General features: G+C 56.3%; 14 protein-coding genes. 11 read left to right on the forward strand and 3 right to left on the reverse strand.

What is annotated here, in order from left to right; genetic code table 11:
* Positions 1-103: 103 nt before the first annotated feature.
* The 11 genes from D3Z90_RS23730 to D3Z90_RS23785 are packed head-to-tail and all read left to right on the forward strand — an operon-like array spanning position 104 to position 13,659.
* Complete coding sequence (locus D3Z90_RS23730; RefSeq protein ID WP_136478315.1) at positions 104-2,170, forward strand: type VI secretion system tip protein VgrG; 2,067 nt, start codon at positions 104-106, stop codon at positions 2,168-2,170.
* A complete protein-coding gene (locus tag D3Z90_RS23735) occupies positions 2,167-3,018 on the forward strand; it encodes a DUF4123 domain-containing protein (protein WP_136478316.1) in 852 nt (283 codons plus the stop codon). The genes D3Z90_RS23730 and D3Z90_RS23735 overlap by 4 nt, the downstream gene beginning before the upstream one ends.
* A complete protein-coding gene (locus D3Z90_RS23740; protein ID WP_256658283.1) occupies positions 3,015-6,275 on the forward strand; it encodes a toxin VasX in 3,261 nt (1,086 codons plus the stop codon). Before D3Z90_RS23735 ends, D3Z90_RS23740 begins: the two co-directional genes overlap by 4 nt.
* Positions 6,272-7,189 (forward strand): hypothetical protein, encoded by a 918-nt coding sequence (locus D3Z90_RS23750; RefSeq protein ID WP_136478317.1) that lies wholly within the window; start codon positions 6,272-6,274, stop codon positions 7,187-7,189. Before D3Z90_RS23740 ends, D3Z90_RS23750 begins: the two co-directional genes overlap by 4 nt.
* Positions 7,186-8,118, forward strand: a complete 933-nt coding sequence (locus tag D3Z90_RS23755) for a hypothetical protein (RefSeq protein ID WP_136478318.1) — start codon at positions 7,186-7,188, stop codon at positions 8,116-8,118. Before D3Z90_RS23750 ends, D3Z90_RS23755 begins: the two co-directional genes overlap by 4 nt.
* A complete protein-coding gene (locus tag D3Z90_RS23760; RefSeq protein ID WP_136478319.1) occupies positions 8,115-9,041 on the forward strand; it encodes a hypothetical protein in 927 nt (308 codons plus the stop codon). The genes D3Z90_RS23755 and D3Z90_RS23760 overlap by 4 nt, the downstream gene beginning before the upstream one ends.
* Positions 9,038-9,985, forward strand: a complete 948-nt coding sequence (locus D3Z90_RS23765) for a hypothetical protein (RefSeq protein ID WP_136478320.1) — start codon at positions 9,038-9,040, stop codon at positions 9,983-9,985. Before D3Z90_RS23760 ends, D3Z90_RS23765 begins: the two co-directional genes overlap by 4 nt.
* Positions 9,982-10,899 (forward strand): hypothetical protein, encoded by a 918-nt coding sequence (locus D3Z90_RS23770; protein ID WP_136478321.1) that lies wholly within the window; start codon positions 9,982-9,984, stop codon positions 10,897-10,899. The genes D3Z90_RS23765 and D3Z90_RS23770 overlap by 4 nt, the downstream gene beginning before the upstream one ends.
* Positions 10,896-11,828 (forward strand): hypothetical protein, encoded by a 933-nt coding sequence (locus D3Z90_RS23775; RefSeq protein ID WP_136478322.1) that lies wholly within the window; start codon positions 10,896-10,898, stop codon positions 11,826-11,828. The genes D3Z90_RS23770 and D3Z90_RS23775 overlap by 4 nt, the downstream gene beginning before the upstream one ends.
* Entirely contained in the window at positions 11,825-12,766 is a 942-nt protein-coding gene (locus D3Z90_RS23780; protein WP_136478323.1) for a hypothetical protein, read from the forward strand. Before D3Z90_RS23775 ends, D3Z90_RS23780 begins: the two co-directional genes overlap by 4 nt.
* A complete protein-coding gene (locus tag D3Z90_RS23785) occupies positions 12,763-13,659 on the forward strand; it encodes a hypothetical protein (protein WP_136478324.1) in 897 nt (298 codons plus the stop codon). The genes D3Z90_RS23780 and D3Z90_RS23785 overlap by 4 nt, the downstream gene beginning before the upstream one ends.
* A 117-nt stretch (positions 13,660-13,776) precedes the next feature.
* On the opposite strand, the gene speA is transcribed toward D3Z90_RS23785, so the two are convergent.
* The 3 genes from speA to D3Z90_RS23800 all read right to left on the reverse strand — a co-directional run bounded on the left by speA (position 13,777) and on the right by D3Z90_RS23800 (position 16,947).
* Entirely contained in the window at positions 13,777-15,690 is a 1,914-nt protein-coding gene (speA, locus tag D3Z90_RS23790) for an arginine decarboxylase (protein ID WP_136478325.1), read from the reverse strand.
* 153 nt (positions 15,691-15,843) lie between these two features.
* Entirely contained in the window at positions 15,844-16,215 is a 372-nt protein-coding gene (locus D3Z90_RS23795) for a translation initiation factor Sui1 (protein WP_136478326.1), read from the reverse strand.
* Positions 16,216-16,410: 195 nt separating this feature from the next.
* The gene (locus D3Z90_RS23800) at positions 16,411-16,947 is read right to left on the reverse strand and encodes an NUDIX hydrolase (RefSeq protein ID WP_136478327.1); all 537 of its coding nucleotides are present in this window, start codon (positions 16,945-16,947) and stop codon (positions 16,411-16,413) included.
* Between the last annotated feature and the right edge of the window lie 3 nt (positions 16,948-16,950).

The raw sequence follows: 16,950 nt of genomic DNA on the forward strand, positions 1-16,950 counted from the left end.
ATTCCTTAGCCGCCTTGTTAGCGTGCGCTGAAATTTGAACTTGCCCGGTTTTCTGCCGTGGGCATCGCGTTCTGCGTTCACTTTTCAGAGTAAGGATAAGCGTATGTTCGCCCCGGCCAACGCTGCACACTTCGCGTTACTGATCCCGTCCGTTCGCAATGACTTCAAGGTGTTGGCCTTTCACGGGACTGAAGCAATCAGTAGCTTGTACGCGATCCAGGTGGAGCTGGTCAGCGAGTACCCTGACTTCAACCTTGAAAGCTTGCTCAGCCAGCCGGCGTTCCTCACGTTTGGCCTCAATGGCGAAGGTATCCATGGCCGGATCGACAACGTATCGGTCGGTGAACCGGGCAAACGCCTGACGCGTTATCACCTGACGTTGGTGCCGGCCCTGCACTACCTGCAGTTCAGCCATAACCAGCGGATTTTCCAACAACAGACCGTTACACAGATCGTCACACAGGTGCTCCAGGGGCACGGGATTCAGGCCGATACCTTCAGGTTCCATGTCACCACCAGCCCGCAGCGGGTCTACTGTACTCAATACGGTGAAAGTGACTTCGATTTCATTCAGCGCTTGTGCAGTGAAGATGGCATCGCCTGGCACCACCAGCACAGCCCGGATGACCATCAACTGGTGTTCACCGACCACCAGACCTATTTTCCCAAACTCGATGTAACCCCTTATCAGCAAGGCACTGGCCTGGTGGCAGAGCATCCGGTGGTCAGCCAATTTGCCATGGGTTTCAACACCCGGACCACCAAGGTCACCCGCCGCGATTACGATCTGAAACGCCCAAATCTGGTGCTCGAAAGCCAGTCCTCCAGCACATTCGCCCCTCCCCTTGAAGACTACCGCTACCCCACGCTGATCGAGACGGCAAAACTCGGCGAACAACGTGCCCGCCATGCCCTGGAACGACAGCGCAGCGATTATCAGTTGGTTAAAGGTCAGAGCGATCAGCCCACCCTGCGCAGCGGTTACTTCTTCGGCCTGACCGATCACCCGCGCAAGCAGTACAACGACTTGTGGCTGCTGCTCAGCGTAAGCCATGAAGGCAAGCAGCCGCAGGTGCTTGAAGAGTCGGCCCCCAGCGATTGCCCGTCCGAGAACGGCTTCAGCCAAGGCTATCGCAACAACTTCAGCGCTATCCCCTGGGACGTGTTCTATCGTCCGCCGCTGGTCACGCGTAAAGCAGCGTTGGTGTGCGAGACCGCCCGCGTCACCGGACCTGTGGGCGAAGAGATCTACTGCGATGAGCATGGCAGGGTCAAAGTCGAGTTCCATTGGGACCGCGCGGAGCTTAACAGCGACAAAAGCAGTTGCTGGTTGCGGGTAGCGTCCAGCTGGGCCGGGGAAAGTTTTGGCGCAGTGACCATCCCGCGGATCGGCATGGAAGTGGTGGTGACCTTTCTCAATGGTGATCCCGACCAGCCGTTGATCACTGGCTGCGTGGCCAACAAGCGCACATCGGTGGCGTATCCGTTACCCGCGCACAAAACCAAAACCGTGTTGCGTAGCCATAGCTCTCCGCACAATGGCGGCTACAACGAGTTGTTACTGGAAGACCGCGCCGGGCAGGAGAAAATCTACCTGCGCGCGCAGCGCGATATCGAGCAACTGATTCTCAACGACAGCGACACCAAAATCGGAAACGACCGTCACGAGCAGATAAGCCAGAACAGTCGCAGCCTGATCAACAATGACCGCTATGAACAGGTCGATCACAACAGCTCCAGCCTGATCGGTGGCGACGAGCTACATACCACCCAGGGCCTGCGCAATACAGTGATCGGCGGTAACGACCTGATTTCCATCACCGGCAATAGCAGCACTGTGGCGGACGGCACGTTGGTGATCCAGGCAGGTCCACAGGCGCACGTCACCGCCACCAATGTGGTGATCGATGCCGGAATGAGCCTGACCCTCAAGGCTGGCGGGCAACACATCATTATCAGTGCGGGAGGAATCTTCAGCAGCGTGCCCATCGTTCCAGGGGGCGCACCGGTGGTCGGGGTTGCGTCCCAGCAGGCCCTTTCGGTCTTACCGGTGGCAGCAGCGCTGGTTGCGCTGTCGCTGGCCGCGCAAAAAGCAGCGCTGATACACGCCGCGCGACAAGCCGCTCCCATCTGCGCCGTGTGTGAAAAACTCGCGGAGATGAACGCATGAACCAGGCCTATTTGCTGCTGGACGGCGCCCTCATCGATTGCTTGCCGGATCGCCTGTTTGAACTCGGATGCACCACCGCAGTGCAATCGCTGTATCAACGTACTGCGTACAGCGCGCTGATAAAGACCAGCCCGGTACTGGTACCCGTAGTTGCCGACAGCCCACTGGCAGAAACCTTTACCCACGAATGGAGCACCACAGCGGGCATCTGGCTTGAGTCCGAGGTGGATGAAGCGGTGTTGCTGCAACATCTGCGCAGCCTGATCCACGCCCGCATCGAGGGCGATGTCACGGTCTTTTTTCGCTACTACGATCCGCGTATCGCGCACCTGTGGCTGACAGACCTGGAGCCACGCGAACGTGATCGACTGATGGGACCGATCCGCCGCATCGTACTGCCGAAGTCGTTTCAGCGTGGCGGGTGCATCACGCAGGAAAACCCCGAACAGCCCATTGCCCAGTACTCGGACAAACCGTGGCTATGCCTTGGCATGCAGCAGTTGAATCACCTCAGCGCCGCCAAGCAGCAGAAGCTTACCGAGCAGTTGCTTGAGCATTGTCGGCATTACTTTCCTCAACGCCTGCAAGGACTGGATGCCACTGCCCAACAACACTGGGCAACGGCGTGCCAGCGTAATGCTGAACGTCACGGCTACAGCGCAATTGATCAAGTCACGCGCTGGGCCAACTTTCACGCCGTGCTGGGTGATGAATTTCCCAACGCGGCAGATCACGCCGTGTACCGCCACATTCTCGACGACAAAGCCGCTTTGCCGACGCAGCGCCTCGATAACCTGAGTGCCGAACTGCATCGTCAGTTACTTACCGACAAGGAGTTCACTGGATGAGCGCGAGCAAACTGGAACTGCTGGACCGATTGGCCCAGGCCGACCGCGCCGCCAAGGCACTGCCCCATGAAGACATCAACAGCCATCTGACGCCTTGTCCCGCCAGTCAGCCTGAGGTCTTCGTGGTGCCGGTGAGGTACGCACTGGCGGAAGAAAAAGCCCCTCATCCCTGCTGCACGCCCGGCGTTACTACCCGTAGTCGGCCCATGGCGGCACGGCGTCTGCGAGAAGGCTTTCTGTACCTCTGGCAAGACCAAGGCCCGCTCGAACGCTACGCTATCGCACCGGATGGACTACTCAGCGCGCAGACACTGGCGTGTGAAAGCACCATCGTTTTGCAGGGCACCTTGGCAGGGCTGCCGCTGAAAAAGACTCACGACGCCTGGATGCTCTACGCCGAGTTCCCCCTCCCCGCAGAGCACTGCAAGGCATTGAGCGACCGTACCCAGCGCAACGCACACATGCGCCACATAGCCTTGCGCACAGTCGCCAATGAGCTGCAGGCACCTCATTGCCCGCCGCTGGCCGACGCTAAGCAAGTCATGGCTGAACTTATTCCGACCTCCTACGCCCGAGCGATGAAGGCTGACCATCAGCGCGGCGACGACAACACGGCCGCGCTGGGTGAGGCGGTGATGAAAGCGCCCACGACCGACAACATCAAGGCGTACATCACAGTGATGCAGCGTCTACGTGAACGGGACAATGTCATCGCTCAACACCCCGAAGCCAGCGATGAGCCCGCGGGCGAGTGGAGTGCCAAACGGTGGGAGGCCCAGGGCACCCAGGATTGGCTGGAAAACACGAAAGCACAGGCCAATGGTTTGTTCGCTGTATTTGCCTGCCTGGACGATGACCTTGGCGTGCTGCGTGATATCAACCATGAGCAGGAATGGGTTGAAACACGTCACGAACAGTGGATGGCTGACAACAACCTGCGCCTGAGCATCGGTGGGTTTGTTCGCAGCCTGGTCAGCGAAGACGGCGCTGAGCTGGCGGGCAGCCTCAACTATCGCTACAAGGGCCGCGATATCACCCTCACGCCTGAGCAAGGTGAAATCATGCTCGATTGCCAGCACCGACTGGATATAGAGCTGAAGGCTGAAACCGAGGCCCGCCGCTATGGTGGTCAGCCTACCCAGGCCGAAGCCAGCAACCGCGATGCGCGCATTGGCGCTATTGTCGGGCCCGTACGGGCCTTCATTCCGGCAGACCTGTACAACGAAGCCGAATACTTTGTGCGCGAGTATCGCGCCGAAAAGCAGGCCAACCTCAACAATGATTTCCTCAGCGCCAAGGTGAGCGAATACATCAACCTTGAGGCAATGAACACCTGGCTCGACTCCACCGCCCCCGCGCACTTCCAACAGATCGAGCAACGTCATCAAGCCCTGTTCAGCGACCGAGGTGTGTTCCTCAAGCGCTCGGCGAACGGCACCTGGTTTGTCGATTATCACGACCTGGACGCACGGCACTGGTTGACCGAACTGGCCAGCGGGTGCCTGACTGCACAATGCATTCGTGCCCAGGGCGCCGAACAATACGCCGAATACGTGCGGGCAGCCGATGGAGGTGCTTTAACGCACTTGTTCCGCGCCTGGACGCCCTCGCTCGATGTCGGCATCAACGTCTCTCCGCGCATGGACGAATTGCTGACCGCGCTGTCTGCCGAGAATATCGCCGCCACCCGTCAGGCACTGAAGCCCCTGAGCCAACCGCTGCTGGATGACCTCGCGGCCATGGGCCGCAACCCCCACAACCCATGGACCCTGCTGGTCAACCGCCTGTCGGCGTCGCTGCTGTTGCTCAAAGACAACATAACCTTCAGCGGCGAATGGATTGGCATTTTCATCACTGCTCGCCTGGGTAGCGACACGCGCCTGCAACAAGTGACCGAAGGCGGCCGACTGATCTGGTCTGTGGTGGGCAAACAAGCCGAAGACCTGACCCACTGGGCCAACACCACAGGAAAAGCCATCGGCGCCGGGCGCGTGGCAGGTATCGCGAACTCCCCTTTAGTGAGCAATAGCGGTGGCGTCTTACCGCTGGCCGTCTTACTGCTGAACTCGCTCAACGCGTACAACTATCTGAGCCAAGCAGCAACATTGGAGGGAATGAGTGACCAGCGTACCAACGATACTGTTTCCGCAACGTTGTATACCGCTGCGGCTTTGACGGCGGTGATTGATGTTCAGGTGCGGGAGGGGTTGAAGAAGGATCGGTTTCATATTCGTTCGACTGCGGCCCCAATACTGACTCTGTTTGGTGGGGTAATTGGTGGTTTGTCATGGATCGCGGCAGCAGAAGAGCACAGGTCTTTGCAGGCACAGCTGGAAAGTGCACAGACTCGTATCGATCCATGGCTGGAGATGCGTCAAACCGTAGTCGGGGGTCAAGTGGCAGCATATGGGACCCAAGCACTATTGGGCATAGTACAAACAGGCAAAGCCTTGGCAGGTTTAGTTGAAGTTGAAGTCGCAATCATGCGCTACTCGATGTACATGGGTCCGCTGAACTGGGTCATTGCGATGCTGGGGGTGCTTTACCTGATCACCTGGTTTTTTCAACAAACGCCACTGCAAAACTTCCTCGGTTCCTGCTGCTGGTCAAAATCGCGCGCGGGCAATCTTAATCCTATCCCGACCAAGGCCCAACAAAGCGAACTCACTCAGCTCTACAAAATACTCTATACGCCCCGGATCAGTATGAAGAGCAGCTCGATCAGCACTGGATATGGCCCTATGGGGCTGAGCGCAGAAAATTCCATTGATTACCTCACCATCGACTTGCCAGGCGCTGAGCCCAGCAGTGCTTACCTGCAACTGAGCCTGATCGGTGACCCGGTTGATTCCGAGTACTACACCTACTTGATAAAAAACAGCCCAGGCCGTGTCCAACCGCCTCGACCGTGGCGGAATATGATTCCGCACTGGCTGTCCAGCAGCAGCTGTTGCTGGATACCCGTCGACGAAGGTCAAGGGTTACGCCTGAGTGGCGCATTCAACACAGAACCACGCGTACTTGACTCACGCCCCGGCACAGTCTCCCTGCGCTTGTGGTATCGCACACCTTTAACCGCAATGCTCGGCGCCAAAAGCTTTATTGGCGGCGAGCGGGGCGTTGCCTTCACCCTGAGTGACAGCGGCGTGGTCGCACTTGGCGATGATCCAACCCCGGAACTGGACCGTGTACCTCAGTATGAGCTTGGAGCCGGACTGCCGGGTGCCTACTACCTGCGACCCAAGGATAAAAAATGAGTACGCCACCGGCCGGCACCACAAAAAAACGACTGTTTTCACGTAGCGATTACCTGGCACCCCTACCCATCCCTACCGGCGAAAATCCCGCAGATGTACTCAATACTATATGGCGCAAGAACGACGTTTTTGTCGACATTGGTATTTACAGTATCGGCTCGGCGGTGATGGGGATATGGCCGTTAGTGGTGTTGTTCTCGGCATTGGCTTACGGCTTCAATGATCCCGATGCTCTGATATTGGGCGCTTGTATTACGGGCCCCGCTGCCTTTTTTTTGATTTTGAGCCTGTTCCGAGAAGTACCTTTACCCGTGCGTTTCAATCGACAGCGCCGTGAAGTATGCGTACCCCAAGCAGATGGCGAGTACTGGATTGTCCCCTGGGAAAGCGTGACCGCAGCAGCCACGCAACATTCGTCAGTTAGCCAAGCCGGCAGAGCAACGATGGGCATGTTGTTCATTGGCTTTGAGAACCCAGATCCCCACGCCAAGAAAGATAACAAGCATTACTCGCTGGGCTTTAACTGTGGCGGAGGCACAACGGCGATGGCGCTATGGGAGTGCATACGCAGCTACATGGAAATAGGACCGGACGCAGTCCCAGATAGCCGGGTAGGCGTCGCACCGTACGAAGAAACGCAAATCGGCTCGATCATTACCGACCTTTGTAAGGGGAACTTGCTTGGTGTGTTCTGGGGCTTGTTCTGCATTACGCTTCTGGGAACCTATCTCGCGGAAAAACTGCAGAATTTGAAGCTGTCTCATCCGCCGAGTTTGACCTACCCCGCCATCATTGAATGGTCCAAACCACTGCCTCCCGAACAATGGGCCAAGCGTTCTCCTGATCTGGAAGCTGCCATCGCCCAGCGTGAGGCCGAATTGCTCGCGCAGACGCAACACACGGAACAAGCATGAGTACGCCACCCGCAGGCACCACTAAAAAACGGCTGTTTTCGCGTGACGACTACTTGGCGCCATTGCCCATTCCCACCGGGAGAAAACCTTCCGATGTGCTCAACACCATATGGCGCAAGAACGACGTGTTTCTCGATATTGGTAATTACAGTATCGGTTCAGCGGTGATGGTTATTTGGCCGATGGTGATGCTTTTTACACTGATGTATTACGTCACTTCTAACCCTATAATATTGTGGGGCGGTCTAATAATCGTGGGCGTCCCTATCTTTTATGTAATCTTGGGCTTATTCCGCGAAGTACCTTTACCCGTGCGCTTCAATCGACAGCGCCGTGAAGTATGCGTACCGCAAGCAGATGGCGAGTACTGGATTGTCCCTTGGGAAAGCGTGACGGCAGCAGCCACGCAGCATTCGTCGGTAAGCCAAGGTGGCAGAGCAACGATGGGCATGTTGTTCATTGGCTTCGAGAACCCAGATCCGCACGCCAAGGAAGATAACAAGCATTACTCGCTGGGCTTTGGCTGTGGCGGAGGCACCACCGCGATGGCGCTATGGGAGTGCATGCGCAGTTACATGGAGATAGGACCGGAAGCGGTGGAGGATGACACCGCACGTTTCGACAGATCCAAGGGAATATGGGCCACATACCTGGAAGACCTTATCAAAGCTGCGAAATTACGAGGGTGGTTTGTAACCGTTTTGTGGGAAGGCTTCTGCGGCATTTTCATTTTTAACACGCTGCTTATCGACGTGCTTGAGCGCTGGAAACTGAATCCACCACCAGATTTAACCTACCCCGCCATCGTCGAATGGTCCAAACCCCTACCCCCCGAACAATGGGCCAAGCGTTCTCCTGAGCTGGAAGCAGCCATTGCCCAGCGTGAGGCCGAACTGTTCGCGCAAACGCAACACATGGACCAAACATGAGTACACCACCCGCAGGCACCACAAAAAAACGGCTGTTTTCACGTAACGACTATTTGGCGCCATTGCCCATCCCTACCGGGAGAAAACCTTCCGATGTGCTCAACACCATATGGCGCAAGAACGACGTGTTTCTCGATATTGGTAATTACAGTATCGGCTCTGCCGTGATGATTATTTGGCCGATGGTGATGCTGTTTGCACTAATGTACTACATCACTCCTGACCCGATAATGATGTGGGGCGCAATTATCATCGTAGGCATTCCTATCTTTTATGTAATTCTGGGTTTATTCCGCGTAGTACCTTTACCCGTACGTTTCAATCGGCAGCGCCGTGAGGTATGCGTACCGCAAGCGGATGGTGGGTACTGGATTGTCCCTTGGGAAAGCGTGACGGCAGCAGCCACGCAACATTCGTCAGTAAGCCAGGGTGGTAGAGCAACGATGGGGATGTTGTTCATTGGCTTCGAGAACCCAGATCCGCACGCCAAGGACGATAACAAACATTACTCGCTGGGCTTTGGCTGTGGCGGTGGCACCACCGCGATGGCGCTATGGGAGTGCATGCGCAGTTACATGGAGATTGGGCCCGACGCAGCGCCAGAGGCGGTTGCGCTTAACTTAGGGGGAACCCTGCGCGACTACATCGACTACATGCGCGATAAAGCTAAAACCCGCGGCTGGCTTCTGACAATACTGTGGGAAGGTGTATTTGGTGTGTTTATTTTCAATGCCCCATTGGCTGGCTACCTGCAGTGGAAAAAGCTGAACCCGCCTCCAAGCCTGGACTACCCCGCCATTATCGAATGGTCCAAACCACTCCCCCCCGAACAATGGGCCAAGCGTTCGCCTGAATTGGAAGCCGCCATCACCCAGCGAGAGGTCGAACTGCTCGCGCAAACGCAACACACGGAACAAACATGAGTACGCCACCCGCAGGCAGCACTAAAAAACGGCTGTTTTCGCGTAACGACTATTTGGCGCCATTACCCATTCCCACCGGGAGAAAACCTTCCGATGTGCTCAACACCATATGGCGCAAGAACGACGTGTTTCTCGACATTGGTAATTACAGTATCGGTTCGGCGGTGATGGTGCTTTGGCCAATGGTAATGCTGTTCGCATTCATGGGATACCTGTTCAGGCATGATCAGGACGATATGCACATATTTGCGATCATGGTTACTTTTATCATCGGAATTCCTACCCTAGTTCTGATTCAAGGTCTTTTCCGAGAAGTACCTTTACCCGTGCGCTTCAATCGACAGCGTCGTGAAGTATGCGTACCGCAAGCAGATGGCGAGTACTGGATTGTCCCCTGGGAAAGCGTGACGGCAGCAGCCACGCAACATTCGTCAGTTAGCCAAGGTGGCAGAGCAACGATGGGAATGTTGTTCATTGGCTTCGAGAACCCAGATCCGCACGCCAAGGAGGATAACAAGCATTACTCGCTGGGCTTTGGCTGTGGCGGAGGTACTACGGCGATGGCCCTATGGGAGTGCATGCGCAGCTACATGGAGATTGGACCGGAAGCGGTTGAGGATCAGACCGCACGTTTCGACAGATCCAAGGGAATATGGGCCACATACCTGGAAGACCTTATCAAGGCTGCGAAATTACGAGGGTGGTTTGTAACCGTTTTGTGGGAAGGCTTCTGCGGCATTTTCATTTTTAACACGCTGCTTATCGACGTGCTTGAGCGCTGGAAACTGAATCCACCACCAGATTTAACCTACCCCGCCATCATCGAATGGTCCAAACCCCTGCCTCCAGAACAATGGGCCAAGCGTTCGCCTGAGCTCGAAGCTGCCATCGCCCAGCGTGAGGCCGAATTGCTCGCGCAAACGCAACACATGGACCAAACATGAGTACACCACCCGCAGGCACCACAAAGAAAAGGTTGTTCTCGCGTAACGACTACTTGGCGCCATTACCCATCCCTACAGGGATAAAACCCTCCGATGTGCTCAACACCATATGGCGCAAGAACGGCGTGTTTCTCGATATTGGTAATTACAGTATCGGCTCTGCGGTGATGATTATTTGGCCGACGGCCATACAATTTTCGGTTATTTATTACATCACGTCCAACCTTCTAATACTGGGAGTCGGACTAATAATCGTGGGCATTCCTATCTTTTATGTAATCCTGGGTTTATTCCGCGAAGTACCTTTACCCGTACGTTTCAATCGGCAGCGCCGTGAAGTATGCATACCGCAAGCAGATGGCGAGTACTGGATTGTCCCCTGGGAAAGTGTGACGGCAGCAGCAACGCAACATTCGTCAGTTAGCCAAGCCGGCAGAGCAACGATGGGCATGTTGTTCATTGGCTTCGATAACCCAGATCCGCACGCCAAGGAGGATAACAAGCATTACTCGCTGGGCTTTAACTGTGGCGGTGGCACCACCGCGATGGCGCTGTGGGAGTGCATGCGCAGTTATATGGAGATTGGACCGGACGCAGTCCCAGATAGCCGGGTAGGCGTCGCACCCTACGAAGAAACGCAAATCGGCTCAATCATTACCGACCTTTGTAAGGGGAACTTGCTTGGCGTTTTCTGGGGTTTGTTCTGCATTACGATTCTGGGGACTTATCTTGCGGAAAAACTGCAGAACTTGAAGTTGTCTCATCCGCCGAGTTTGACCTACCCCGCCATCATCGAATGGTCCAAACCCCTACCGCCCGAACAATGGGCCAAGCGTTCTCCTGAGCTGGAAGCTGCCATCGCCCAGCGTGAAGCCGAACTGCTCGCGCAGACGCAACACACGGAACAAACATGAGTACACCACCCGCAGGCACCACTAAAAAACGGCTGTTTTCGCGTAATGACTACTTGGCGCCATTGCCCATCCCTACCGGGATAAAACCCTCCGATGTGCTTAACACCATATGGCGCAAGAACGACGTGTTTCTCGATATTGGTAATTACAGTATCGGTTCGGCGGTGATGATGCTTTGGTCAATGGCAATACTGTTTGCATTCATGGGATATCTGTTCAGGCATGATCAGGACGATATGCACATATTTGCGATCATGGTCACTTTTATCATCGGAATTCCTACCTTACTTCTGATTCAAGGTCTTTTCCGAGAAGTACCTTTACCCGTGCGCTTCAATCGACAGCGCCGTGAAGTATGCATACCGCAAGCAGATGGCGAGTACTGGATTGTCCCCTGGGAAAGCGTGACGGCAGCAGCCACACAACATTCGTCGGTAAGCCAAGCTGGCAGAGCAACGATGGGCATGTTGTTCATTGGCTTCGAGAACCCAGATCCACACGCCAAGGAGGATAACAAGCATTACTCGCTGGGCTTTAACTGTGGCGGAGGCACCACCGCGATGGCGCTGTGGGAGTGCATGCGCAGTTACATGGAAATAGGACCGGACGCAGTCCCAGATAGCCGGGTAGGCGTCGCACCCTACGAAGAAACGCAAATCGGCTCGATCATTACCGACCTTTGTAAGGGGAACTTGCTTAGTGTTTTCTGGGGCTTGTTCTGCATTACGATTCTGGGGACTTATCTCGCGGAAAAACTGCAGAACTTGAAGCTGTCCCATCCGCCGAGTTTGACCTACCCCGCCATCATTGAATGGTCCAAACCACTGCCTCCAGAACAATGGGCCAAGCGTTCGCCTGAGCTCGAAGCTGCCATCGCCCAGCGTGAGTCCGAATTGCTCGCGCAGACGCAACACACGGAACAAACATGAGTACGCCACCCGCAGGCACCACTAAAAAACGGCTATTTTCGCGCAACGACTACTTGGCGCCATTGCCAATTCCCACCGGGAGAAAACCTTCCGATGTGCTCAACACCATATGGCGCAAGAACGACGTATTTCTCGATATTGGTAATTACAGTATCGGGTCGGCGGTGATGGTGCTTTGGCCAATGGTAATGCTGTTCGCATTCATGGGATATCTGTTCAGGCATGATCAGGACGATATGCACATATTTGCGATCATGGTCGCTTTTATCATCGGAACTCCTACCTTACTTCTGATTCAGGGTCTTTTCCGCGAAGTACCTTTACCCGTACGTTTCAATCGACAGCGCCGTGAAGTATGCGTACCGCAAGCAGATGGCGAGTACTGGATTGTCCCTTGGGAAAGCGTGACGGCAGCAGCCACGCAGCATTCGTCGGTAAGCCAAGGTGGCAGAGCAACGATGGGCATGTTGTTCATTGGCTTCGAGAACCCAGATCCGCACGCCAAGGAAGATAACAAGCATTACTCGCTGGGCTTTGGCTGTGGCGGAGGCACCACCGCGATGGCGCTATGGGAGTGCATGCGCAGTTACATGGAGATTGGGCCCGACGCAGCGCCAGAGGCTGTTCCGCTTAACTTAGGTGGGACCCTGCGCGACTACATCGACTACATGCGCGATAAAGCTAAAACCCGCGGCTGGCTTCTGACGATACTGTGGGAAGGTATATTTGGCGTGTTTATTTTCAATGCCCCATTGGCTGGCTACCTGCAGTGGAAAAAGTTGAATCCGCCTCCAAGCCTGGACTACCCCGCCATTATCGAATGGTCCAAACCCCTGCCGCCCGAACAATGGGCCAAGCGTTCTCCCGAGTTGGAAGCTGCCATCGCCCAGCGTGAGGCCGAATTGCTCGCGCAGACGCAACACACGGAACAAACATGAGTACACCACCCGCAGGCACTACTAAAAAGCGGCTGTTCTCGCGTAACGATTACTTGGCGCCTTTGCCCATCCCTACCGGCGAAAATCCCGCAGATGTACTCAATACGATATGGCGCAAGAACGACGTGTTTGTCGACATTGGTATTTACAGTATCGGTTCGGCGGTGATGGTTATTTGGCCGATGGTGATACTGTTTGCACTGATGTACTACATCACTCCTGACCCGATAATGATGTGGGGCGCAACTATCATCGTAGGCATTCCTATCTTTTATGTAATCCTAGGCTTATTCCGCGAAGTCCCTTTACCCGTACGTTTCAATCGACAGCGCCGTGAAGTATGCGTACCCCAAGCAGATGGCGAGTACTGGATTGTCCCCTGGGAAAGCGTGACCGCAGCAGCCACGCAACATTCGTCAGTAAGCCAAGGTGGCAGAGCAACGATGGGCATGTTGTTCATTGGCTTCGAGAACCCAGATCCGCTCGCCAAGGACGATAACAAACATTACTCGCTGGGCTTTGGCTGTGGCGGTGGCACCACCGCGATGGCGCTGTGGGAGTGCATGCGCAGTTACATGGAGATAGGACCGGACGCAGTCCCAGATAGCCGGGTAGGCGTCGCACCCTACGAAGAAACGCAAATCGGCTCGATTATTACCGACCTTTGTAAGGGGAACTTGCTTGGTGTTTTCTGGGGCTTGTTCTGCATTACGATTCTGGGGACTTATCTTGCGGAAAAACTGCAGAACCTGAAGCTGTCTCATCCGCCGAGTTTAACCAACCCCGCCATCATTGAATGGTCCAAACCACTGCCTCCCGAACAATGGGCCAAGCGTTCGCCTGAGCTCGAAGCTGCCATCGCCCAGCGTGAGGCGCAATTGCTTTCAACCTGAGTGGGAACCGGCGTCCGCCCTGGAGGACTGCTAGGCAGCTCCATCGCCGGCAAGGCCTACTTCTACTCAAGTCAGGTGCGACAACCTGAGTAGAAGCGAGCTTGCGCCGCGATTGCGTCAGCTGGACAGGTACGAAGAACGGGTCAAGCCAAGGCGCAGCGCATCCAGGAACTGGGTGCGTTCACGCGCTGTGATCTTGGCGCTGGCGCACTTGTCGCGGTAGTGAGTCATCAACTCCTCCGGCGACAGGTGCACGTAACGCAGCATGTCTTCGATGGTGTCGTGGGTCTCGATACCGGCGTGGTACACACTGCCGTTCGGGTTTTGGTAGATGTTCACCGAGTCGGTGTCACCAAACAGGTTGTGCATGTCGCCGAGAATTTCCTGGTAGGCACCGACCAGGAAGATACCCAGCAGATAATCCTCACCTTCGTTGATGCCGTGTACCGGCATGCTGGTCTCGATGCTCTGCTCGTCGACGTACTGGTTGATCTTGCCATCGGAGTCGCAGGTCAGGTCTTGCAGCACGGCGCGGCGCATCGGCTCTTCATCGAGGCGGTGCAGCGGCAGAATCGGCAGTACCTGGCCGATGGCCCAGGTGTCGGGCAAGCTCTGGAAGACCGAGAAGTTGCAGATGTACTTGTCGGCAAGCTTGTCGTTGAGTTCGTCGAGCACCTGACGGTGCGAACGCTGACGGGCCTTGAGCGAGTTGTGCAGGCGACGGCAGACGGCAAAGTAGCACTGCTCGGCCAACGCTTTCTCGGCCAGGGTGATCTTGCCGTCGGCATACTGCGCTGCCACATCACTCATGTAGTGCGTGGCGCGCCAGTACGTTTCGGTGACCATCTCGATATCGGTCGGGCCCAACAGATCGGCCAGCGACTGAACCGTTTCGGGCAGGCTCTCCTTGTTTTCGATTACGGGCACTTCGTCGTTGTGCTTCTCGACATCGGTAACCTGCACCACCAGCACGGCGTGGTGCGCCGTCAGCGAGCGACCGCTCTCAGAAAAAATGTGCGGATGCGGCAAGCCTTGGGCATCGCAGAACTCCTTGAGCATGCCGACCACGACACCGGCGTAATCGTCCATGTCGTAGTTGATCGAGCTGGCATTGCGCGAATGGGTACCGTCGTAGTCGACACCCAGGCCGCCACCAACGTCAATGTGGTCGACAGGCAGGTTCAGGGCACGCAATTCGCCGTAATAACGAATAGCTTCCTTGAAGCCGTGCTGGTAGTCGGCAAGGTTGGCGATTTGCGAACCCATATGGAAGTGCAGCAAACGGATGCCCTGGTCCAGGCCCGCGTCACGGAAGCGCTGCACCACCGAGATCAGTTGCGCAGCCGACAGGCCGAACTTGGACTTTTCACCACCGGTATCGGCCCACTTGCTCGATGCCAGCGACGACAGGCGCACACGCAGACCAACCTGCGGCTTGACCTTGAGGTCGGCCGCTTCTTCGATGACCAGCGCCACTTCCGATTCTTTTTCGATGACGATGAACACGTTATGGCCAAGCTTCTGGCCCATCAGCGCCAGGCGAATGAACTCACGGTCCTTGTAACCGTTGCAGACGATGGTGCCGCCTTTGGGTGCCAGGGCCAGAACGGCCAACAGCTCAGGCTTGGAACCCGCCTCCAGCCCGATGGAGACGTTCTGCGTGGCGATGATGTTTTCCACCACCGCTTCCTGCTGGTTGACCTTGATCGGGTACAGCGCGGTGTACTGGCTCTGGTATTCCAGGCGCGCGATATTGGCGTCAAAGGCACCGGTCAGCTGGCGCACGCGGTCTTGCAGGATGTCCGGGAAGCGGACCAATAGCGGCAGCGACAAACCGCTCTTGCGCAGGTCGTCGACCTGTTCGAACAAGTCGATCGGCGCGCTGCCAGGCCCGTTGGGGCGGACTTCGACGCGCCCGGCCTCGTTGATTGCGAAGTAACCGGCCCCCCAATGGCGAATTCCATAAACACTGCGGCTGTCCGCAACTGTCCATTGGCTGCCATCGTCTTTGCGTGTGCGTCGTACGGACATTGAAGTCCCCTATATAAAAAGTCGGATAACACCGGCCCGCGGACGGCGGGCGCAGTGTAAAACCTGGAAATGACGATTTTCCGTGTTCAGGGATAGACCCTTCCTACGGGAACGAGTTTAGAAAGCAAACTGCAAAAAATCGCGATGCGCTGTTCAGCCGCCGGACTTCTTCGCTTTAAAGCCCTGCTTGATCAGCTCTGCCAATAACAGCTCGACGTGATCGCCCTGAATTTCGATGACCCCGTCTTTCAACGCGCCGCCGGTTCCGCAACGACGCTTGAGCGTGGTTGCCAGGTCCTTGAGCTGTTCCAGGGGCAGCGGTACACCGCTGATGGTCGTCACCGTCTTGCCGCCACGGCCCTTGCTTTCGCGGCGCACGCGAGCAATGCCATCGCCTTCGGGGATGAGCGTCTGTTTGCAGATGCAGGCATCTATGGGTTTGCTGCAGTCCGGACAATGCCGACCTGCATCAGTGGAGAACACCAGGCCACCAAGGGCGGCGAATGATGCGGCTTTTTTGGCCACTTTTGATCCTCGTACGGTGAGGACAAAAACTGGTCGATGCCCTGGGCGGGGTATCGACCGCGAAGCCCCACTCTGGCAGGGGCAGCGCAACTGCCGCACACAGAGTGCGGCAGCCTTGAAAGGCCGCGCAGTGTAACGATAAATGCAGCGAATGCTAAGTACAAAACTGCGCCATTTTGCACGCTATTAGCGACTTCAGGCCCGACGGTCGATGTAGCGTTGCAATGCAGCCAGTGAATCGGGGCAATAAGGCTGCCGGAGACTCTCTGCCAACGCCTGCTCGACGGGTAAAAAGCGCGCTTCGCTGACTTCCTCCGGTTGCAGGCGCAAAGGCCCGTCCCAGACGGCTGAAAACACCGCGCACCAGAGCCGGTTGCCGGGCTGGTCGAAGAAAAACCGTTCGTGGGCAGTCAACTCGACACCTGCCACTCCCAGCTCTTCTTCCAACTCACGGGCGGCAGACTCGGCAAAGCTTTCGTCGGCCTGGACCATGCCGCCGGCGGCCACATCCCAGTAGCCCGGATAAATTGCCTTGCTCTCGGTACGCCGGTGCACGCACAACTCACCGAGCGTGTTGAACAACAGAATGTAGGTGCCGCGTCCGATCAAGCCCTTTTCACGCAACTCGGCGCGGGGTACGGCGCCCAGGAGCTTGTCGCTTTCGTCTACCCAGGCGATCAGTTCGGCATCGGAGGCCGCGCGGTGCGCAGCCTCCTGCGTGGAGATAGCCATCGA

It is taken from the genome of Pseudomonas sp. DG56-2 (assembly GCF_004803755.1).
GTDB classification, from domain to species: domain Bacteria; phylum Pseudomonadota; class Gammaproteobacteria; order Pseudomonadales; family Pseudomonadaceae; genus Aquipseudomonas; species Aquipseudomonas auratipiscis.

Coding starts and splice junctions, on each gene's coding strand:
- D3Z90_RS23760 (WP_136478319.1), top strand. CDS start 8,115: ATGAGTACACCACCCGCAGGCACCACAAAAAAACGGCTGTTTTCACGT.
- D3Z90_RS23800 (WP_136478327.1), bottom strand. CDS start 16,947: ATGGCTATCTCCACGCAGGAGGCTGCGCACCGCGCGGCCTCCGATGCC.
- D3Z90_RS23730 (WP_136478315.1), top strand. CDS start 104: ATGTTCGCCCCGGCCAACGCTGCACACTTCGCGTTACTGATCCCGTCC.
- D3Z90_RS23765 (WP_136478320.1), top strand. CDS start 9,038: ATGAGTACGCCACCCGCAGGCAGCACTAAAAAACGGCTGTTTTCGCGT.
- D3Z90_RS23735 (WP_136478316.1), top strand. CDS start 2,167: ATGAACCAGGCCTATTTGCTGCTGGACGGCGCCCTCATCGATTGCTTG.
- speA (WP_136478325.1), bottom strand. CDS start 15,690: ATGTCCGTACGACGCACACGCAAAGACGATGGCAGCCAATGGACAGTT.
- D3Z90_RS23785 (WP_136478324.1), top strand. CDS start 12,763: ATGAGTACACCACCCGCAGGCACTACTAAAAAGCGGCTGTTCTCGCGT.
- D3Z90_RS23780 (WP_136478323.1), top strand. CDS start 11,825: ATGAGTACGCCACCCGCAGGCACCACTAAAAAACGGCTATTTTCGCGC.
- D3Z90_RS23755 (WP_136478318.1), top strand. CDS start 7,186: ATGAGTACGCCACCCGCAGGCACCACTAAAAAACGGCTGTTTTCGCGT.
- D3Z90_RS23775 (WP_136478322.1), top strand. CDS start 10,896: ATGAGTACACCACCCGCAGGCACCACTAAAAAACGGCTGTTTTCGCGT.
- D3Z90_RS23750 (WP_136478317.1), top strand. CDS start 6,272: ATGAGTACGCCACCGGCCGGCACCACAAAAAAACGACTGTTTTCACGT.
- D3Z90_RS23740 (WP_256658283.1), top strand. CDS start 3,015: ATGAGCGCGAGCAAACTGGAACTGCTGGACCGATTGGCCCAGGCCGAC.
- D3Z90_RS23770 (WP_136478321.1), top strand. CDS start 9,982: ATGAGTACACCACCCGCAGGCACCACAAAGAAAAGGTTGTTCTCGCGT.